Here is a 19,331-nt window from a genome sequence, read left to right as displayed (position 1 = left end):
CCATGATATTAGAAGTCCCTGTATTTACAGTTGAAGCTGCTTTAATAGCAGCAAGTGCCGGTGCTCATAGACTTGAATTGTGTTCAGATTTTGCGGAAGGGGGAACAACCCCATCTGCTGGTATGCTTCAATTTTTAAAAAGTAAATTAGACATACCTATTTTTGTTATGATACGGCCTAGAGGAGGAGACTTTGTCTATTCCAATGAAGAAATCGAGGTGATGGAACGTGATATTCATCTTTTGGATAAGCTAGGGGCTGATGGATTTGTATTTGGTGTTTTGAATGAAAACGCTCAGGTTGACTTTCAAAAAAATGCAAGATTGTTGACTGCTGCTAAGAGAAAGCCGTGCACCTTTCATCGAGCATTTGACCTCACACCTGACCCCTTAGAGTCATTGAACAGGATTCAAGAAATCGGTTTCCAGAGAATTCTTTCCTCTGGAGGTGCCCCAACAGTTAGCGAAGGATGGGAGGTTTTACTGAAACTTATTAGTTTAGCAGCTGACCAGGTAATCGTCATGCCTGGGGGTGGTTCCAAACCTGAACATGCATCCGAGCTAAAATCAAAGGGGATGTTAAAGGAAATTCATGCCTCTTGTAAATCAGAAAGGCCTTCTCAATCCATTTTCAAAAAATCGGACATGAGCTTTTCCATTCCTGAAGAGCGATTTCATCAAGTTTTGAGTGTAAATCCTCAATTAGTGGCGCGGTTTCTTCAAGTGATGAACTAGTTTTACAACCAAAGAAAGTTTTGGGGTAAGCATGGTTTTTGCAAAGAATTAGTCGTTAAATCTTTTATTTATACACTAATTTTTAGTTTTTCAGATTTGCAGCTGATTTATTTTTATTTCTGATAAAATTTCCGTAAGTTATTTGGCTCAATTAAACCCCTACAACTATGGTAAAAAGTTTTCAAGGAGTGCGCGTAGTAGAAAGTAAAAAATCTACCGCCCCCATACTAGTCAAAGACCACATGAGTACGAACCTCGTAACATTTAAGCCAAGTGATTCGATCGATCATGTTTTGGATATGTTGACCAAGCGCAAAATATCGGGAGCGCCGGTAGTAGATAATTTGGGTCATTTGGTTGGAATTATTTCAGAGGTTGATTGTCTCAAAGAAATTATCAAAGGAAAATATTCTAATACTCCTAAATTTCCAGGCTTGGTAGAAGAGCACATGACAAAAGATGTCATCACCATGTCACCAGATATGACCTTGTTCGATGCGGCTCAAAAGTTTTTGGAATTAAAAATCAGAAGATTTCCAGTCCTTCAAGATGGTTTTTTGGTAGGACAAATTTCCCTTTCAGATGTAATTCGAGCATTTCCTAAGCTGCAGGCAACTACTTGGTGATGGAAACATGAATTAAGAGCGGGCTTCTCTGAGGGCAGTCCAGATTTCTTGGTCTCGATTGTAGATATCTCTTCGGAAAAAATACTCGCCTCGGGAATTGGCCCAGTAGGTTAAGTAAAGGATTACTACAGGGATCTTTCGGTTAAGTGTGACTGTTCGTTCGGTACTTTGGTTCATAGCTAAGCGAATGCGGTCATCTGTCCATGATTCATCGTGAGCAAGAAGAATTTTGGCGAATTCAAATGGCTTTTGAATTCGAATGCAACCATGTGAAAGTGCTCGATCCTCTCTAGCAAATAAGCTTCTGCTAGGAGTATCGTGGATATATACCGAGTATTTGTTTGGGAACATAAATTTTACTAGACCCAAGGAATTTTGCTGTCCTGGCTCTTGTCTAATGGTATACGGAAAGTTCCTTGGGTTTACTTTTGACCAATCAATACTGGAAGGGTCTACAACAGAACCAGAACTTGTCAATACCTTCATGTTTTTTTCTTGAAGGTAGTTATTGTTACGTTTGATAGCTGGGATAATTTCATTCCTAGTGATTGAGGCAGGTACTGTCCAAGTAGGGCTAAAAACTAAGTAGGACATTTCGGCATTGAATTGGGGTGTGGAATGATAGGATTTACCTACGATCACCCGAGAACTTAGTAAAGTATCCCGATTGACAAGGTAATCCAACTGAAAATTAGCCGTATTGACCAGGATTAGTTCCTGTTCTTTGATCTGATGAGGAAGCCATCGTAAGCGCTCTAGATTGACAGCGGCGGTTTGAACAAGCGCTTCAGGGCTTTGATTCAGTGCATGTAGTGTTCCCTGTCCAATAACTCCATCGGCTTCCATTCCAAAGCGTTGTTGGATTCGCATGACAGCAGTAACAAGTAATGAGTCGTATACGCGCTCATTTTCTATGGGATAAGCCTCTTTCAAAAAGCCCCAAAACTGCAATCGTTGCCTAATTTCTGGGATAGCTGCATGGCTGTCTCCTACTTTGATGGATTTATCGGCCTTCAATGGCTTCCAAGAATTATTATTGGATTGTCTAGCCTTTTGCTCAAAATCATAGGTTTCTCTCAATCCATCACGCATCCGTTTGTAGATACTTAATTGGGGGTAAAGCTCCTCTAAACTTTTCCGAATACTCCCATTAGCTAAGGCATCACTTAAACGCTGGTCAATTTTCAGTTCAGGAGCGTTTCTTTGAATATTCCAGGATGTTTTTAAACTTTCCGGATCTACTTTTCCCAGATACAAATGGGAGGACAGTAGAATATAAGCATCTGATAATAAGATATCAGCCGAGGCTAATGCTAGTGGGTCAGGTGCAACTCCTGATTTTTGTTGATTTTCCAGTTGACCAAATAAGGTATTGATAGCATCCAAGTGGTAGTCAAAAGGATTGAGTCCATCAAATTTAGCCTGCTGTATTTCATAGCGCATTTCGTATGCTATTTCATACAGCTTTTGATCATTGGACCAAGCAAATTCAAAGCTGCGATCCTGATAGAAATTTTGGATGACCACTGAACTGTACAATAACCTCCCTGCAACCCTTCTTTTGGATTCTGTTTGGGTAGATTCAATCAATTGTCTAATCAATAAATCTTGCGAAGGAGGCAAATTTATCACTTCTTGACCAAGGGTCAGTTGATATATTAGTAGGAAAAGCACTGTGAATGTTTTTCTCATAATCCTGTAGTGTTTAGATGCCACCTGCTTGTTTTGTTCGTTATCCAATTAATCAAATTAAATTTGATTGCACTCTTTATTGCTTATTTTTTTCGTTTCCACTGCACGGAATATAAGTCTAATCTTCGTTGTTCAAGATTTCGCACAGAACCAGCCTTACGCTGTTTGGTTAAGAGGTCAAGGTCGACGTCTGCAACAATAGTTGTTTCTGCATTTTCAGACGCTTGAGCTACTGTGGCATCGTGAGGGAATGAGAAATCTGATGGAGAGTAAATAGCAGATTGTGAAAACTGAATATCCATATTTTCTACTCTTGGAAGGTTACCCACTGAACCTGTGATGGCTACATAACATTCATTTTCTATCGCTCGGGCTTTTGCACAGATATTTACCCTTAAAAAGGCATTTTTTGTATCGGTCCAAAAAGGCACAAATAAAATATCCATTTCCTGCTCTGCAAGAATCCTTCCCAATTCAGGAAATTCCACATCGTAACAAATGAGAATCCCGATTTTCCCTGCATCTGTATCAAATACTTTGATGCCATTACCACCCTGAAGACCCCAATAAGATTGCTCATCCGGAGTGATATGTAGCTTGTATTGTTTGTCGGTAGTACCATCTCTTCTACAGAGGTAACTAACATTTCGCAGCTTCTTGCCATCATACTCCGGCATACTACCAGCAATGATATTGACATTGTAAGAAAGTGCCAAATCGCTCATTCGACTGACAATTTCATCTGTGTAATCGGCAAGGTTACGGATAGCTTCGGAAGCATCCATATCATTGAATTCTGCTAGGAGAGGGGCATTGAAAAACTCAGGTAGCAAGCAAAAATCCGATTTATAACCAGATACTGTATCAACAAAAAACTCTACTTGTTGCATCAAATCATCCACGGAATTGAAGCGACGCATTTTCCATTGAACCAAACCTAATCGAACGATTGATTTCTTATTACCAATGAGCTTTTCATCCTTTTCGTAATAGATATTGATCCATTCGAGTAAAGTTGCATAAGCCCTCGAATCAGTGTCTTCTGGTAAATACTTGGTGATTACTTTCCGTACGTGAAATTCATTGGCTAGCTGAAACGATAGCACTGGATCAAAAATCTCTTTACTTTTTACCAAGTCAATGTATTTCCTCGGTGTCATCTGATCCGCATACTTGGAATAACCGGGAATCCTCCCGCCCGCAATGATCGAGCGGAGGTTGAGGTTTTCGCAGAGCTCTTTTCGAGCATCATATAATCGACGGCCAATCCGCATTCCACGGTAATCCTGATGTACGAAGACATCTGTACCATATAAGGTGTCCCCATCATCATCGTGGGTATCAAATTTCCCATAACCAGTAATTTGATCATAGGTGTGGTTATCCCCAAATTTGGCATAGTCTACTACCAAACTTAGGGCAGCAGCCACCACTTTACCATTATCTTCTATACAAATCTGTCCTTCAGGAAAGGCTTTGATTTGATTCTTAAGTTCTTGCTTGGTCCAGGCACCTCCTTGGTCCCTGTAAATACTGACCATGATTTCTCGAATGTCCTCATAGTCTGAAAGTTTAATATTCCGAAGCTTCAGCCGGTGTTCTAATTCATCTCTCATATATACAAATATACGGAATTTGAGGGAAAGAGGGAGTAGCGGTTAGTTGTTTAAGTGATCAGTAGCAGTGAGCAGTGAACACAGTAAGCATGTTGAAATGTAGAATTAGGAATTTAGAATTTAGAATGAAAAAGGGTTTATTTGGACCTGCGGGGGTGGTTACAAAGTGTTAATTGTTAAGATGTGAATTGCAATTATTTAACTGAATTGTTTTTTAATGAAATTTATATACTGCGAATTGATCTTCAATCATTGATGATCTTTACCTACATTGTAGTTACTTTTTGCATCGCCCGTTTGGAATTAGCAATTAACAATGAATAATTTGAAATGAAAGGGGGGGCTTTTGGACCAGCGTGGGTGGTTGTTTTTGTTAAGTGTTAATTGTTAAGATGTAGAGGCGTTTGCATTTTATCTCTATCCTATAATTATAAATCTGCGGATTTTTCTGTGGATTCTGCGCATTCTGTGAGAGACTTTCGGTTTTCTGACATCCCACCTGCAGCAGTTCTGCTAGCGATTATTAGAAAAAAAAACATGAAGGACTTTTTTTATTCCTGATAAATCTAAAATCTACCCTTTAAAATCTAAAATCATCAATCTGTGCTGGATCCGTTCAATCTCCTAGATCTGTGAGGGGCTTGTTGAAATTTGCGGCTAGTATGTCGGTCGTCTCTACGAGACTTTTGTATTAAACCCAGGTATATGAATAAGGAGATAGCCATGTTTACTAGGGTTAAATCCAGGACAATTGATGGAGTTTATTGGTTGATTGTTAATTTCTCTCTTTGGATACAAATTTTTCAATGCAAATTTTTCTGCGTTTTCCGTGAATTCTGCGAGCTTTACCTATCTCGCTTCTCACATCTCGCTTCTCGCTTCTCGCCTCTCGCCTCTCGCTTCTCACTCACACTTTGTCTGTCGCTTCATCAACACTCTTACAAAGGATTATCCATTTAAATCGCTTGCGATATAAATTCTAATGCATATATTTGTATCGCTCACGATATAAAATGATTCACTATGCAAAAATTGTATGAAACTTCGGCTACGGCTGTTGGGGGAAGAAATGGAAGCGTAAAGTCTTCCGATGGGGTATTGGAATTGGATGTTCGATTACCAAAAGTATTTGGCGGTCAAGGAGGAAGTTATACCAACCCAGAGCAACTATTCGCTGCGGGTTATGCTGCCTGTTTTGATAATGCATTGAATTATATTGCAAAAGCCCAACGTTTGGCTATTTCCTCCAAAGTGACTGCTCATGTAGCTTTGATTCAGGGAACACCCACTGCATGGGATTTGGCCGTGACGTTGGATGTTGAAATCAATGGATTGGAAGATTCAGAAGCACAAAAGTTATTGGAGCAGGCCCACGAGAGTTGCCCCTATTCAAGAGCAATCAAAGGAAATGTTGAGGTTATTATCAATTTAAAATAAATCATGGCAACGAAGTTTTTTGAGTTTACCGCTAAAACACTCCAGGGAAAAGATGTTTCCATGGAGGAGTTTAAAGGAAAAACAATTTTGGTGGTCAACACTGCAAGTCAGTGTGGGTTGACACCTCAATTTGAGGGATTGGAAAAATTGTATGAGAAGTACAAAGATAAAGGCTTGGTGATCCTAGGCTTTCCTTGTAATCAATTTGGGAATCAGGAACCTGGTGATGAGGCGAGTATCGCTTCCGGCTGTGTACTCAACTATGGTGTCACCTTCCCCATGTTTGCAAAAATCGAGGTTAATGGCCCGAATACGCATCCTATTTTCAAATACCTGAAGGAGCGCTTAGGAGGATTATTTGGATCTAGAATCAAATGGAATTTCACTAAATTTTTATTGGATGAACAAGGGAGACCTTTGAAGCGGTATGCACCCATTACCAAGCCTGATCAAATTGAAAAGGATCTCGTGAAATTATTTTCAAAAAAAGCTTCGTAACCAAACACAGCATACTAAATGGGATACATCATGAATGAAGAGGTTTTAAAATTAGAGAACCAGATTTGTTTTCCATTTTACGCCCTTTCCCGTGTGATTATCCGTGGGTATCAGCCCCACTTGGATAAATTGGGGCTGACTTACACCCAATACTTGGTCATGTTGGTGCTGTGGGAACGGGATGATTTGACTGTGAATGAAATAGCCGAAAAACTCGTATTGAATACCAACACAGTGACTCCTTTGCTTAAGCGCATGGAAACGGTGGGCTTATTAACACGAATCAAAGGAGAGGAGGATGAACGGAAAGTATTTATACGCTTGTCCGAGCAAGGTGCTTCACTTAAAGAAGAAGCTTCCTGCATACCTCAGCAACTATTGGAATCTTTCGGACAAGATGAAGAAGTGTTAGAAGACCTTCTTCAGATGCGGAATACGATCCAACGATTATTGCATTTGTAAATTGGTGTCCGGATTAGTGGGAATACGCTTATTCATTAACCAAATCCATAAGGGAGGCACCAAGGCCATTAGCATACTTCCCGGGTACCCCGTAGGAAGTTGTGGGCTTTCATCCATGTGCCGAAGTACTTGATATTTTCTAGAAGCAAGATAATGATGATCTGAATGCCTCGTCAATTCGAATAAAACAATCCTTCCCATCTCATGGTCTGAATTCCACGAATGTTTAGGCAATACCCGCTCATATCTTCCATTTTCCATTTTTTTTCGTCTGAGTCCGTAATGCTCAATATAATTGATGGTCTCTAATAACAAGACAGCAATCAGTGCTATCCCAAGCGCATACGGTAAAATTTGCCATCCAAAAACCCAACTAATCAAACCTAAGTAGGATAGTTGGTAAATTTGGAAACGAATCATTTCATTTTCCCGACTCCAAAATTTCATTTCTTTTTTGGCTAAACGCTCTTTCTCTAAGTTCCAAGCACTGAAATATTGTCCAATAATTGATCGAACAAAAAATAAATAAACCCATTCACCTTTTTTAGCAGTAGCAGGATCCAAAGGAGTGGATACTTGCTTATGATGTCCTCGGTTATGCTCGATGAAAAAGTGCATATAAAGTACTGGGAGTAAACCCATTTTTGCCAAGAATTGCTCTTTTTTATCAGCACGATGCCCCAATTCATGAGAAACATTGATTCCGAGTGCTCCTAAGACCACCCCCAAACTAAATGTTAGGCCGACTTTTTCACTGAGCAAAAGTTCTTGTTGACTAATGGTATAAAAAAACAAACCAATTAGTACATAACAAATGGGAGGGCAAAGATATAGCAGTAGATCAAAAAAGCGATTGGATAGCCTTGCTACTTCCTCTTCAGCACTAGGGTTTTGAGTGGATGCCGGAAGGATTGCGTCTAGTATAGGGAAGATACCAAAAGCAAGTATGACCGATGCCCAAGACCAGATTCCTCCCCAAGCTAATGCGAGTAGAAAGGATAAGGGCAGGAGATAAGCACTGAGATATTTTAAGTCTTTGATCATTTGGGTTTAAGGAATTGTAAAATTAAGTACTTAAGATGGCCAGTTTTTTATATTTTGGACTTCTGATGCGTTAATTTAACAAAAACAGGCCAAAGCAATAGCTTTGGCCTCTTTTATTTTAGTAGGAGTCATGTTCCTTCATTCTTCCGATAGGATTATTTTTTCTCAGGTACTTTCGTTCCTTTGACTACATCCCCCTCTTTTAATTGTTTAGACACCACAAAGTAAGGACCTACGATAAGTTCTTCACCCTCTGCGATACCTTCTAAAATTTCAATATTGTCAAAGTCAGAGATGCCAGTTTTGATTTCTCGGAAGCTCGCTTTTCCATCTTCCACCACAAAGATCAATTCTTTTGGTTTGGTACTGCCATCAGCATTGGTCGTGGTTTGCTCTTCTCGTGTAGTTACTGCACCAAGTGGGATAGAAAGCACATTTTCTCTTTTTTGAGTAATGATATCTACACTTGCAGTCATACCGGGACGGAAAGGAAACTTATTTCGTTCAGAAACCAAATCTGCATAAGACTCATTGATGATCCTGATTTTCACTTCAAACTCAGTTACCGCATCAATACTAGCCTTGGTATTGGCAGAGTTGGCGATAGAAGTAACCACTCCTTTGAATTTTTTTCCAGTAGAAGCATAAGAATCCACATCTATGATTGTGGTATCCCCTAAACTTATACGAATAATATCATTTTCATTGACATTTACACGTACTTCCATACGTGAAAGGTCAGCTAGGCGAAGCATTTCTGTTCCTGCCATCTGTTGTGTACCTACCACACGCTCACCCTTTTCTACCAAGAGTTTGGAAACTATTCCGTTTACAGGAGAATATACATTCGTTAATCGAAGGTTTTCTGCTGCTTCGTCAACGGTAGCTTGCGCACTTTTGATGATAAACTCTGCTGCAATCACTGATTGTTGTGCTGCATCTAGGTCGTTGGCAGCAGTAAAATAAGTCGCTTGAATCTGCTCCCAATCTGCATCGGAGATTACTTTGTCCTTATACAGACGTTCGTTTCTTTTAAATTCCAGTTCTGCCCTTACAAATTGAGCTTCCGCCCGCTTTAAGTTGGCTTTGGATTGAGCTAGATTAGCTTTGTTTTGATTCAAGTTGGCACGAGCTCTATCCAAAGCGGATATGAAATTGTCAGGTCGGATTTTCACCAACAAATCACCTACTTTTACTGAATCACCATCGATCACATTCAATTCGATAATTTCTCCTGCCACATCCGGGCTGAGTTTTACCTCAATTTCAGGTTCGATTACTCCTGAGGCGCTGACTTTTTCTATAATGGTAGCTTTTTTAGCGGTACCGATTTCAACATTTACCTCTTTTGGTCCACCGATCCAGCCGGCTTTACGACCAACAATTGCGAATACAATTACAAAAGCCAATACCCCCAAGAGGATGTATATCAATTTATTGGATTTTTGCTTCTTAGCCATTGGTATAGTTCTATTATAGTTTTAATGGATTTCCTAAATAAAAGTCGAGTACCTTCACCCGGAAGATGTAGGTGTATTTAGCTGTAATCAAGTCTGCTTGTGCGTTGAAGAAGTTGTTTTGGCCCAACTGATAGTCTGCAAAATTGATGGCTCCTGCGTCAAAACGCTGTTGCGCAATTCTAAATGCTTCTTCCAATGATTCCACTCTGGTGACAGATGCTCTGTACGATAATCTGGCAGCAAAAGCATTTGTATAGGCACTTTCAATATCCTGACGCAATTGGTTTTTAGTCTCTACCTCTTGGATTTCAGCCAGTCGTTTTTGAAGACGTGCACGCTGTACATTGGCACGGTTTCGCATATTGGAAAGTATTGGGATATTCAACTGCATATTGGCAGAATTGGAAAAATTATTTCGAATCTGCGTGTTGAATGCTGGTACTTCACCAAACACTGCTTGATCAATAAAGTTTGAGAAAGCACTCATCCCAAATCCAAGCGTCGGGGCATATCCTCCACGGGCAATTCGTACACCTATCTCTGCACTTTCAATCCCTAGTTCAGCAGCTTTGATTTCCGGCATCAAGCCTAAGGCAATTGCGAAAATTTCATCTACATCATTTTGGGCCATTTCAAATGACTCTGCCTCCAATTCCGGTGCAAATACATCCATGCGGTCATCAAATGGAATCTGCATAGCCTGTGCAAGGTTCAGTTTAGCAATTCTTAAGTTGTTGCTAGCATTGATGACTTCCAATTCATTGGTGGCATTTTGTGCCTGAATGTCCAATTTATTAGCCAAAGGTAAAGATCCTGCATCCACAAGTTTGGTGGTGACTGTCAATTGCTCTTTGGTAGTATTGAGTTGGTTTTGAGCGATATTCAACTGCTCTTTGGCAAAAACAACATTGATGAATAGATTGATAACATTCAAGGTAATGTTATTTTCAGTGGCAGCTACATTGTAAGCAGCCGCTTCAATATCTACTTTGGACTGTTTGACACTATTATTGATTTGCTGACCTGCAAAGAGGGTCACATTGGAGTTGGCAAAAAGGTTAATATTTCCAATCCGATTGTTTTCAAAAAGGTTGGTAACCGGGTTGATGGATCTACCCCAACGATAACCAGAGCTCGCTCCCGTACTGAAGGTTGGTATCCGCTGACCTTGATTGGCAAGGTAGTTGGCTTCTTGTTGTGCTAAGGCTACTTGGCTCCTTTGTAAATTTAAGTTGTTTTCTAAAGCAACTTCTATGCAGGTTTCCAAGTCCATTACTGTACCTTGGCCTGTTTGTGAGAATCCAGCGACTCCTGTGGTGAAGCACAGGATTACTAAAAGGTAAAGTTTTTTCATATTAAAGGTCTATGTCTGGAATGTAAATCAAGTCTTTAATCCAAGGGATGGTTTTGAGATAGTCAATTGTCGTAGCTCTGATTCCCGAATCCATTTCAATTACATGGCAAGCCAAGTCGTTTTTCCCTTTTCGGGACACCGACATGGTGGCAATATTTGTTTGTTCCTGTGCGATAATGTTGGAGATAAACGCAATGGCACCGGCAACATCCTGAGCTTTGATAATCAGTGTGTGAGATTGGGCAGTGAAATTGGCATTGAATCCATCCACTTCGGCGATATTGATTAATCCTCCTCCCAAACTTTCACCAATTACCTCAATTGTTTTAGCTCCTTTTGTCAGTACTAATTTGATGGTGTTGGGGTGATATACAGAAGCATTCCCAATAGACTTGAAGGTGTATTGGATGCCTCGCTCCTTGATGATGTCAAATGCTTCTCGGATGTGTGGATCATCAGTTTTGAAATCCATCAATCCCCCTAGAATTGCTTTATCACTTCCATGTCCTTCATAGGTCCTTGCAAAGGAATTATAAAAGGTTATGACCGCATTTTCTGGACTTCCTCCTAACACTCTGATTGCGGCGCGAGCTATTCTGACCACGCCTGCGGTGTGTGAAGAAGAAGGCCCAATCATTACCGGACCAATCATGTCAAAAACACTACTTTTTGAACCCATATATTTACTTTTGTCAAAAGATGTGCTAATCTAGCAAGTATTTAGTAACTAACACACGAAAGCGGTTACTTAAGTACTTAAATTACCTTTAAAAAACATTAAATAGTATGAACGGTATTTCTGGAAGGTGTTCCATCTTCAATAAATGTCCATAATTGAACAGATTTATGCACGATTTTAATACACTTTTTCTTCAAAAAGAAATACATGGAAATTGGTCAAAAGCAGAGGACCTTGTTCATAATCGAGCATTTCTATTTGGAGATGGCCTCTTTGAAACCATGGTTTTTTCGAAGGGTGAATTGAAGGATTTTTACTTGCATCAACAACGCTTATTTCGGGGGATGGATCTGTTAGGTTTATCAAAAAACACGATAAGTCCTGAGGATGATTTAAATCAGCTTATCAGGAAACATGTACCTGACCGGGAGACTGCCCGAATCCGCTGGAATGTATTTAGGTCGGGAATGGGGAAATACAGCCCTGAGAGTAGTGAAGCCACAGAAACTTTGCAGATTCAAGCGTTGATACTAGCACCTGCTGTGAAAAAGTCTGCTAAAATCTCTCAAGAACATTGTCTTTACCCCCATCCTTGGGCAAATTGTAAAACCAGTAATGCCTTAGTTTATGTCTTGGCCAATAAAGAACGAATAGCGCATCTACAGGATGAGATTATTCTGTTGGACCATCTAGGTAATATCTCCGAGGCAGGTGCTGCTAATATTTTTTGGAAAAAAGGTGGAGTGTATTTTACGCCTTCCTTACAAACGAACTGTATTGCAGGAATTGGAAGAGCAAAGATTTTGGCTGCGCTTACGGAGCAAGGTCTAGACGTGCAAGAAGGAGAGTTTCCTGTTTCGGAATTGCTTGCAGCGGATAAGATTTTTGTTTCCAATGTAACGGGGATCAGTTACCTCGCTGAAGTGGAGGGCAAATATTTTGATACCCAACTCGAGGTACATTTGGAAAAACTCTTTCAGTTATAATAAATGGCTAAACAGCAACCGCAGCTTTTATATGTGGGTGAGGGTCGTAATTGATCAATTCGAAATCCTCTATCTTAAACTCGAAAATATCTTTTACCGCAGGATTGATTTTCATAGTTGGTAAAGGCCTACATTCTCTGCTTAGTTGAAGATTTGCCTGCTCTAAGTGATTGCTGTACAAGTGTGCATCTCCAAACGTGTGCACAAATTCTCCCGGCTCAAGGTCACAAACTTGAGCTATCATCATGGTAAATAAGGCATAGGAAGCAATGTTAAATGGAACACCTAAGAATACATCCGCACTGCGTTGGTATAACTGACAGGATAATTTTCCTTCTGCTACGTAAAATTGAAAAAGTGTATGACAGGGAGGTAAGGCCATTTCATCTACGTTGGCAACATTCCATGCACTCACGATATGTCTCCTACTGTCCGGTTTGGTTTTGATCTGATGGATCAGATTTTTGATTTGATCGATTTCACCACCTTTGCCATCAGGCCAATGTCTCCATTGGTATCCGTACACGGGACCTAGGTCACCATTTTCATCCGCCCACTCATCCCAAATACTCACTTTGTTTTCTTTGAGATATGCTATGTTGGTGTCGCCCTTCAAAAACCAAAGTAATTCGTGAATGATGGATCGAAGATGTAGTTTTTTGGTCGTCACTAAAGGAAATCCTTCCTGTAAATCGAATCGCATCTGATAACCAAAAACACTGATGGTGCCTGTGCCTGTTCTATCCTCCTTTTTAACTCCCGTATCCAAAATATGCTGCATCAGGTCATGGTATTGTTTCATAGCGATAATCGATTTTTGAGTAGTAGATGAAAAGCTAAAATTGAAAAAGTTGCGTAACTTTTCCAACATTTTCCACAGGAATAAGTATCCTCTATACATGAATTTTACAAAGAAGCGGTCTTTCATTGGTTTAGCAATAGCACTTATAATCACACTTACCTTAGGGCTGTTGCAACCCCAAGTACGGTTTGATTACGATTTTGAAAGCTTTTTTCCTCAAGAAAGTGAAGACCTACAGTTTTACATCACCCATAGAGCAACCTTTGAGAACGATAATGATTATTTGCTCATAGCCGTCAAAAATCAAGAGGGGATATTCAATCAAGCGTTTCTCAAACGTGTGGAAGAAGTGCAACAACAACTGTTGGACTTAGATAAAGTGGAAGGAATTCAATCCTTGTTGACCCTCAGTCAGCCAGTAATTAGTCCATTTGGTATGCGTAGGAATCGGGTATTGGATCCCGAAGATGTAGATAGGTTTGAAAAGCAAGTATTGGCTATCAGGGATTCAGATACTTGGAAGGATTTTTATTCTGAGGATGAAACCTATTTATTGTTACTCCTCCAAAATGAACAGCGGATTGTAAAAGAGGATGGAGATGAACTTTATGAAGAAATACAAGCGATTTTGGAGGGTGCTTTTCTCGATTCATTCCTAACTGCAGGCAAAATTAAAGCGCAGGGAGCTTTTGTAACCTTACTTCAAGGGGAGTTTGCTTTCTTTTTGGGGATTGGATTCCTATTGATTGTCACGATTTTGTTTGTGCTCTTTCGCTCTGTTTGGGGAGTGCTGATACCATTGATTGTAATTGCGTTTGGGATTCTTTGGACCTTGGCTTTCATGTTGCTAATGGGTAAGCCCTTAGATGTTATGACAGTCATGCAACCAATTATTCTGGCAGTGATTGGTGTGGCAGGCTTGGTTCACTTTATCAACTATTATTTGACCTACGTTAGGGAGGGGAAATCCCATACTCTTGCTGTTCAAGCAGCATTCTCAGGCTTGGTTTTGGCTGTCTTTTTGACAAGTTTGACCACTTCACTTGGATTCTTATCCCTGTATTTCACCCAAATACCCACTTTAAAGTACTTTGGTTTATACACGGGTTTGGGAGTGGCATGGATGTTTTTGTCCATGGTCTTAATTACACCTGCATTATTGTATCTTTTGCCTCCTTTGCCTGCTGTGGACCGACCGCACATCGTTAGCTTTTGGAGGAAATCTATGCGTACTGCATTTAGTTGGGTGATTGCTCATAAAAAAAGTATTCCATGGGTATTTGGTGGAATTACGTTGGTTGCTGTGATAGGTTTGAGTCAACTGAAAGTCAATGGATATATCTTAGACAACTTACCTGAGGGGAATGAATTGATGGAGTCTTTTCTGTTTTTTGATAGGGAATTTGGAGGCAGTAAACCTTTAGAGCTGGCATTGGAAAAGGGAGCGGCTGTCAATTCTTTGGTAACTATGGAAGCTTTGGAGGCAATTGAGCGTTTGGAGGAATTTATAGCTGAAACTTATGATGCAGGGGTAATTCTTTCTCCCTTGACCTTAGTGAAAACAACCAATCAGGCCCTTAATAATGGGAGCCCGCGCGCGTTTACTATCCCATCCCGCGGACAAATCAATCGTGTAAACCAAATGATTCCATCCATCAGTGAAAATTCACCCATTCCTTTGATATCAGAAGATCTCTCGAAAGGAAGGATAAGCGCTCGAACATCGGATATGGGAAGCTACACAGCCAAAAGAATGAATGCTGAGTTAGAAGCATTTGTCCAAGAACATATTTCCCCTGAAATTTTGCAAGTTCGAATCACTGGAACTTCTCACTTGATTGATATCAGTCATGAAGCCGTCAGCAAGCAATTAGCGAAAGGCCTTTTGTTGGCTTTCTTTTTAGTTGCGCTCATTGCAGGGATATTATTTCGCTCTTGGAGAATAGGTTTGATTGTGCTGATTCCCAATTTAATACCTTTACTATGGTTGACGGGTATGATGTGGGTCTTTGGGATTGATTTCAAATTGACCACAGCTATAGTATTTACAGTGGCTTTTGGTATCGCTGTAGATGATAGCATTCACTTTATGACTAAGTTTTATTTGGAGTTGAAAAAGCGTCGAAGCATGTTGTATGCACTCAAAAGGACCTTCTTGGAGACCGGGAAAGCAATTATTTTGACTACTGTTATTTTAGCTGCAGGATTTGGAGTATTAACGCTCAGTCAATTTGGAGTGACCTTTTATTCAGGGCTTTTGATTGCTTCTTCGCTTATTTTTGCCTTGATAGCAGACTTGATTTTACTTCCTGTGTTACTCTTGGGGATTCGAAAATCATGGATGAATTTGGAAGGGAAGGCTTACTCCTGAATTTTTCTTGCAGTTGAATTGATTGGCTTGCGAAATGAAGCTGAGATAGGGTAATGGTCGGAGTAATCTACTTCCCGATGGGTTTTGAAATTTAAAATATCAAAAACAGGGTCGAAGAAAATATTATCAATCCGTAAAAAGAATAGGACTCGGTTATATGTAAACCCAAATCCTCTGCCTGCTTTTTCAAAAGCATTTTCCAGATTTTTACGAAGGAAGAAATATGTGTAAGAATAGGGGACATCATTGAAATCTCCTACTATAATCGTAGGGTAGGGACTGTTGTCCATGTGTTCTTTCAATATCTCTAACTGGGATGCTCGGACTACCTGACCATTTTTCAATTTCTTAAGCGTGGATCGGTAATTTTCTTTGATTCCATCCAAATTGTTCAGGTTATCCTTGTCTATATTCATAGACTCTAAATGAGCATTGTAAATTCTTATGGTATCTCTATCAATCTTGATGTCAGCGAATATGACGCCATTATTTCTTCGGTTTTCAAATACAATTCCGTCATTGATTATTGGATATTTACTCAAAATTGCCATTCCATAGGATCGTTTATTTTTTTCTCCTTCATTGATTTGATAACTATATTCATAGCCGCTCTCAATAGCTAATTGCTTGATATGGTTTTTTGACGGGGTAGTAAAATCTTGATAAAACTCTTGAAAGCATTTGATTTCAGATGGATTTTCTTTGATCCATTTGACGATGTTTCCACTCGTCAATAATTGATTAGAAGAAGGTGGTTGATAATTAAAAAGATGGACATTGTAGCTCAGAACACTAATACTTTGCTGACTTTCTTTAGGGAGGTTAAACTGTATTGTGGTACCTACGTACTTCCATCCTGCGATTAGAGCGATTAATGGAAGGATAGCCAATTTTCTCTTGGCAATTACTAAACTAGTGAATAAAAAGGCATTGATGAAAAAAAGAAGTGGATTGGTTAGTGTAAGTAATCCAACATAAGGGAAATACTCTGGCGATATGTATACACTGTAAAAAAGCGCAAGGGACACCAAGAAAAAAACAACAACAATAAACCTAATCATAGTACGCATTAGAAATTATTCGAAAATATAGCTTTGTGTTTGTCTTTGCAAATAGTAGGTATCATTCTTCAATCCCAATAATCTCAATATCCTCTTTACCAAAGAAGAATTTCTAAGGATTTAGCTGTTTTTGTGAATTAAGGAAGAAGCACAAAATAGAACTCATTAAAAGCCCTTTGGCAGGTGCAAGGTTAAAGAAATGATAAGATAGTTTTGAACATTTCAGATTCTATTTTGTGTCAAGCCATTTAGTTTTAAAGCAATCCATGGAAAGCATATCTGATGTTTCGTGTTTAGGTTGATTTGATTATTAGAAAAAAGTAAGGGCTGACTTTATTTGAATGATATTTATCAACTCTTCCTTACTTATAGGGTCTTTTTGGTGGATCGTAGTTTCATAAGTTAACTGGTAACACTCTTGCCTAATTATGATGTTGCTATGGGTCTGATTGTGTACATTTGCCAAAAAAGATATAAACCCAATAATGGAAGATACAATAAAGAAAATTCAGCTCAATGACCTCCATATTGCTTTGGGAGGTAAGATGGTTCCTTTCGCAGGTTACAATATGCCTGTTCGTTATTCATCTGATATCGAAGAACACAAAACTGTTCGTGAGGGGGTAGGTGTTTTTGATGTTTCACATATGGGAGAATTCATGGTTACTGGCCCTCATGCGCTAGACCTGATTCAGAAAGTAACCTCCAACGATGCGTCCAAACTTGTTAATGGTCAAGCACAATACTCTTGCTTCCCAAATGATAAGGGAGGAATTGTTGACGATTTGATCGTGTACAAATTTGAAGATGAAAAATATATGTTGGTTGTGAATGCTTCCAATATTGATAAAGATTGGGCATGGGTTAATCAGCATAATACCATGGGTGCTAACTTAGAGAATATCTCCGATCATCTTTCCCTTTTCGCTGTGCAAGGTCCGAAAGCTATTGAAGCTGTTCAAGCTTTAACTCCTGTCAATTTATCAGAAGTGAAGTTTTATCATTTCACAGTAGGTGAGTTTGCGGGTGTCCAAGATGTAATCATTTCAGGAACAGGTTACACCGGTGCAGGTGGCTTTGAGATTTACGTTAAAAACGAAGATGCCGAGCATGTGTGGAAGGCTGTTTTTGAAGCAGGGGCGGCCTTTAATATCAAGCCAATTGGTTTGGGGGCGAGAGATACCTTGCGAATGGAAATGGGCTACTGCTTATACGGAAACGATATCAATGATGAAACCTCTCCACTCGAGGCAGGTTTAGGGTGGATTACTAAGTTTACCAAAGATTTCATCAACTCAGAAAACCTCAAAAAACAAAAAGAAGCGGGAGTGGAGAAAAAGTTGGTTGGATTTATATTAAATGAACGCGGAATTCCAAGGGCTCATTATCCAATTGTCAATGAAGCAGGAGAGGTGATAGGTGAGGTTACCTCTGGAACGCAATCCCCATCAATGGGAGTAGGCATTGGCTTGGGCTATGTTCAGACAGCTTATGCTAGTCCAGGAACCAAAGTTGCTATTGCTATCCGAAACAAGTATATTCCGGCTACGGTGGAAAAACTTCCCTTGTTTAAAAAATAAGTAGCTACTTGACGGAACGGAAAACAAGGTGTTTTCCGTTTCTTTTTTATCCTAACCTTCTTTGGATAATTCACCCACTTAATCCCACTATTTGTCCTATGGCAACAATTGAAACTTGCTTGAGTCCCGAGCTTTTATCGCTGCATGAAGTAGCAGCAAAGAATGTAGTGATTGTAGATATCTTTCGTGCAACGTCTACTATGACAGCTGCCTTGGCCAATGGTGTCAGTGGTATTCTTCCGGTTATGGACTTGGAAAGTTGTCGTGCGAAAGTTTCTGAGGGCTACGTGATTGCAGGTGAGCGAAATGGGCAGACAGCAGCAGGATTTGAGTTGGGAAACTCTCCTTTGGCATATACTCAGGGGCAATATATTGGCAAAAAAATCGCTATGACTACTACCAATGGAACAGTTGCCATTGAAAAGACAGCGACTTTAGCCAATCAAATCATTCTTGGGGCATTTGTAAATTTAGAAGCCACAGCTAATTACTTGTTGGAGCAAAATGAAGATGTGCTGATTGTGTGTGCAGGCTGGAAGGGAAGATTTAATTTGGAAGACTCTTTGTATGCAGGAGCGTTAGCACAGGCCTTGGTGCCTTATATGTCCACTGACTGCGATGCCACAATTGCCATGCGCAGCCTTTATGAATCCAATCAACATCGACTCAAATTGTTTCTAAGCCAAGCCGCTCACTCCAAGCGTCTCCAAAATCACGGAATAGAGGAGGATATAGATTTTTGCCTGACCCTTAATCAGTATCCTGTTGTGGGAGTTTTAAAAGGTGGGGAATTGGTGGCAGTGAGTGATGGACAGTGAGGAGTGACACAATTTAGAATGTGGAATGAAGAACTTGGAGTGATGGGATATCCCTTACGAACTAACAATAGGAGTAGGGGTATTTAAGACACCAAGAATTAAGTGAATTGA

General features: G+C 39.8%; 17 protein-coding genes. 9 read left to right on the top strand and 8 right to left on the bottom strand.

The features are described 5' to 3' along the window. Nucleotides 1–2: 2 nt before the first annotated feature. Both IE080_RS08905 and IE080_RS08900 read left to right on the top strand, forming a co-directional pair. On the top strand, nucleotides 3–734 hold the full coding sequence (locus IE080_RS08905; protein ID WP_189580891.1) for a copper homeostasis protein CutC: 732 nt from the start codon (nucleotides 3–5) through the stop codon (nucleotides 732–734). Nucleotides 735–901: 167 nt separating this feature from the next. Next, the gene (locus IE080_RS08900; RefSeq protein WP_189580889.1) at nucleotides 902–1,360 is read left to right on the top strand and encodes a CBS domain-containing protein; all 459 of its coding nucleotides are present in this window, start codon (nucleotides 902–904) and stop codon (nucleotides 1,358–1,360) included. 12 nt (nucleotides 1,361–1,372) lie between these two features. Here IE080_RS08900 and IE080_RS08895 read toward each other — a convergent pair whose 3' ends face one another. Together IE080_RS08895 and IE080_RS08890 are read right to left on the bottom strand one after the other, a co-directional pair. Then, entirely contained in the window at nucleotides 1,373–3,052 is a 1,680-nt protein-coding gene (locus IE080_RS08895; RefSeq protein ID WP_189580887.1) for a L,D-transpeptidase family protein, read from the bottom strand. A gap of 83 nt (nucleotides 3,053–3,135) precedes the next feature. After that, nucleotides 3,136–4,668, bottom strand: coding sequence for a bifunctional GNAT family N-acetyltransferase/carbon-nitrogen hydrolase family protein (locus tag IE080_RS08890; protein ID WP_189580885.1), 1,533 nt, complete (start codon nucleotides 4,666–4,668; stop codon nucleotides 3,136–3,138). Between the two features lie 1,023 nt (nucleotides 4,669–5,691). Between IE080_RS08890 and IE080_RS08885 the strand changes: the two genes are divergently transcribed. Genes IE080_RS08885 through IE080_RS08875 form a run of 3 tightly spaced genes read left to right on the top strand, consistent with a single transcriptional unit; the run spans nucleotide 5,692 to nucleotide 7,065 of the window. After that, nucleotides 5,692–6,105 carry an organic hydroperoxide resistance protein gene (locus IE080_RS08885; protein ID WP_189580883.1) on the top strand — a complete coding sequence of 138 codons (414 nt, stop codon included), beginning with the start codon at nucleotides 5,692–5,694 and terminating at the stop codon, nucleotides 6,103–6,105. Between the two features lie 3 nt (nucleotides 6,106–6,108). Next, complete coding sequence (locus IE080_RS08880) at nucleotides 6,109–6,603, top strand: glutathione peroxidase (protein ID WP_189580881.1); 495 nt, start codon at nucleotides 6,109–6,111, stop codon at nucleotides 6,601–6,603. An 18-nt stretch (nucleotides 6,604–6,621) separates the two neighbouring features. Then, nucleotides 6,622–7,065 (top strand): MarR family winged helix-turn-helix transcriptional regulator, encoded by a 444-nt coding sequence (locus IE080_RS08875; RefSeq protein ID WP_308428163.1) that lies wholly within the window; start codon nucleotides 6,622–6,624, stop codon nucleotides 7,063–7,065. Here the strand turns inward: IE080_RS08875 and IE080_RS08870 are convergent. The 4 genes from IE080_RS08870 to sdaAB all read right to left on the bottom strand — a co-directional run bounded on the left by IE080_RS08870 (nucleotide 7,051) and on the right by sdaAB (nucleotide 11,602). Then, nucleotides 7,051–8,109 carry an alkane 1-monooxygenase gene (locus tag IE080_RS08870; protein ID WP_229800563.1) on the bottom strand — a complete coding sequence of 353 codons (1,059 nt, stop codon included), beginning with the start codon at nucleotides 8,107–8,109 and terminating at the stop codon, nucleotides 7,051–7,053. The two genes, IE080_RS08875 and IE080_RS08870, sit on opposite strands and share 15 nt — an antisense overlap. 155 nt (nucleotides 8,110–8,264) lie before the next feature. After that, a complete protein-coding gene (locus IE080_RS08865) occupies nucleotides 8,265–9,569 on the bottom strand; it encodes an efflux RND transporter periplasmic adaptor subunit (RefSeq protein ID WP_189580879.1) in 1,305 nt (434 codons plus the stop codon). A gap of 13 nt (nucleotides 9,570–9,582) precedes the next feature. Beyond that, complete coding sequence (locus tag IE080_RS08860; RefSeq protein ID WP_189580876.1) at nucleotides 9,583–10,923, bottom strand: TolC family protein; 1,341 nt, start codon at nucleotides 10,921–10,923, stop codon at nucleotides 9,583–9,585. 1 nt (nucleotide 10,924) lies between these two features. Next, nucleotides 10,925–11,602: an L-serine ammonia-lyase, iron-sulfur-dependent subunit beta gene (gene sdaAB / locus IE080_RS08855; RefSeq protein ID WP_189580873.1), complete on the bottom strand. Its 678-nt coding sequence runs from the start codon at nucleotides 11,600–11,602 to the stop codon at nucleotides 10,925–10,927. Between the two features lie 167 nt (nucleotides 11,603–11,769). On the opposite strand from sdaAB, the gene IE080_RS08850 reads away from it, so the two are divergent. Beyond that, complete coding sequence (locus tag IE080_RS08850) at nucleotides 11,770–12,588, top strand: aminotransferase class IV (RefSeq protein WP_189580870.1); 819 nt, start codon at nucleotides 11,770–11,772, stop codon at nucleotides 12,586–12,588. Nucleotides 12,589–12,595: 7 nt separating this feature from the next. On the opposite strand, the gene IE080_RS08845 is transcribed toward IE080_RS08850, so the two are convergent. Then, nucleotides 12,596–13,390 (bottom strand): thymidylate synthase, encoded by a 795-nt coding sequence (locus IE080_RS08845; protein WP_189580868.1) that lies wholly within the window; start codon nucleotides 13,388–13,390, stop codon nucleotides 12,596–12,598. A gap of 97 nt (nucleotides 13,391–13,487) precedes the next feature. Here IE080_RS08845 and IE080_RS08840 point away from each other — a divergent pair, with 97 nt between their 5' ends. Continuing rightward, nucleotides 13,488–15,761 carry an efflux RND transporter permease subunit gene (locus tag IE080_RS08840; protein ID WP_189580866.1) on the top strand — a complete coding sequence of 758 codons (2,274 nt, stop codon included), beginning with the start codon at nucleotides 13,488–13,490 and terminating at the stop codon, nucleotides 15,759–15,761. Here the strand turns inward: IE080_RS08840 and IE080_RS08835 are convergent. After that, complete coding sequence (locus IE080_RS08835; RefSeq protein ID WP_308428161.1) at nucleotides 15,752–16,831, bottom strand: endonuclease/exonuclease/phosphatase family protein; 1,080 nt, start codon at nucleotides 16,829–16,831, stop codon at nucleotides 15,752–15,754. The genes IE080_RS08840 and IE080_RS08835 overlap by 10 nt on opposite strands. Before the next feature lie 476 nt (nucleotides 16,832–17,307). Here IE080_RS08835 and gcvT point away from each other — a divergent pair, with 476 nt between their 5' ends. Next, nucleotides 17,308–18,402: a glycine cleavage system aminomethyltransferase GcvT gene (gene gcvT / locus IE080_RS08830; RefSeq protein ID WP_189580864.1), complete on the top strand. Its 1,095-nt coding sequence runs from the start codon at nucleotides 17,308–17,310 to the stop codon at nucleotides 18,400–18,402. 98 nt (nucleotides 18,403–18,500) lie between these two features. Then, on the top strand, nucleotides 18,501–19,220 hold the full coding sequence (locus IE080_RS08825; protein WP_189580862.1) for a 2-phosphosulfolactate phosphatase: 720 nt from the start codon (nucleotides 18,501–18,503) through the stop codon (nucleotides 19,218–19,220). The last annotated feature ends 111 nt before the right edge of the window (nucleotides 19,221–19,331 follow it).

It is taken from the genome of Mongoliitalea lutea (assembly GCF_014652135.1).
Lineage (GTDB): Bacteria > Bacteroidota > Bacteroidia > Cytophagales > Cyclobacteriaceae > Mongoliitalea > Mongoliitalea lutea.
Note: the sequence above shows the minus strand (reverse complement) of the source record. Positions and strands in the feature narration are given on the sequence as shown.

Excerpts from the sequence above, each read along its gene's own strand:
- IE080_RS08865 (WP_189580879.1), bottom strand. The coding sequence starts at position 9,569 with ATGGCTAAGAAGCAAAAATCCAATAAATTGATATACATCCTCTTGGGG.
- IE080_RS08900 (WP_189580889.1), top strand. The coding sequence starts at position 902 with ATGGTAAAAAGTTTTCAAGGAGTGCGCGTAGTAGAAAGTAAAAAATCT.
- sdaAB (WP_189580873.1), bottom strand. The coding sequence starts at position 11,602 with ATGGGTTCAAAAAGTAGTGTTTTTGACATGATTGGTCCGGTAATGATT.
- IE080_RS08905 (WP_189580891.1), top strand. The coding sequence starts at position 3 with ATGATATTAGAAGTCCCTGTATTTACAGTTGAAGCTGCTTTAATAGCA.
- IE080_RS08890 (WP_189580885.1), bottom strand. The coding sequence starts at position 4,668 with ATGAGAGATGAATTAGAACACCGGCTGAAGCTTCGGAATATTAAACTT.
- IE080_RS08840 (WP_189580866.1), top strand. The coding sequence starts at position 13,488 with ATGAATTTTACAAAGAAGCGGTCTTTCATTGGTTTAGCAATAGCACTT.
- IE080_RS08850 (WP_189580870.1), top strand. The coding sequence starts at position 11,770 with ATGCACGATTTTAATACACTTTTTCTTCAAAAAGAAATACATGGAAAT.
- IE080_RS08860 (WP_189580876.1), bottom strand. The coding sequence starts at position 10,923 with ATGAAAAAACTTTACCTTTTAGTAATCCTGTGCTTCACCACAGGAGTC.
- IE080_RS08895 (WP_189580887.1), bottom strand. The coding sequence starts at position 3,052 with ATGAGAAAAACATTCACAGTGCTTTTCCTACTAATATATCAACTGACC.
- gcvT (WP_189580864.1), top strand. The coding sequence starts at position 17,308 with ATGGAAGATACAATAAAGAAAATTCAGCTCAATGACCTCCATATTGCT.
- IE080_RS08885 (WP_189580883.1), top strand. The coding sequence starts at position 5,692 with ATGCAAAAATTGTATGAAACTTCGGCTACGGCTGTTGGGGGAAGAAAT.
- IE080_RS08845 (WP_189580868.1), bottom strand. The coding sequence starts at position 13,390 with ATGAAACAATACCATGACCTGATGCAGCATATTTTGGATACGGGAGTT.
- IE080_RS08880 (WP_189580881.1), top strand. The coding sequence starts at position 6,109 with ATGGCAACGAAGTTTTTTGAGTTTACCGCTAAAACACTCCAGGGAAAA.
- IE080_RS08835 (WP_308428161.1), bottom strand. The coding sequence starts at position 16,831 with ATGCGTACTATGATTAGGTTTATTGTTGTTGTTTTTTTCTTGGTGTCC.
- IE080_RS08875 (WP_308428163.1), top strand. The coding sequence starts at position 6,622 with ATGGGATACATCATGAATGAAGAGGTTTTAAAATTAGAGAACCAGATT.
- IE080_RS08825 (WP_189580862.1), top strand. The coding sequence starts at position 18,501 with ATGGCAACAATTGAAACTTGCTTGAGTCCCGAGCTTTTATCGCTGCAT.
- IE080_RS08870 (WP_229800563.1), bottom strand. The coding sequence starts at position 8,109 with ATGATCAAAGACTTAAAATATCTCAGTGCTTATCTCCTGCCCTTATCC.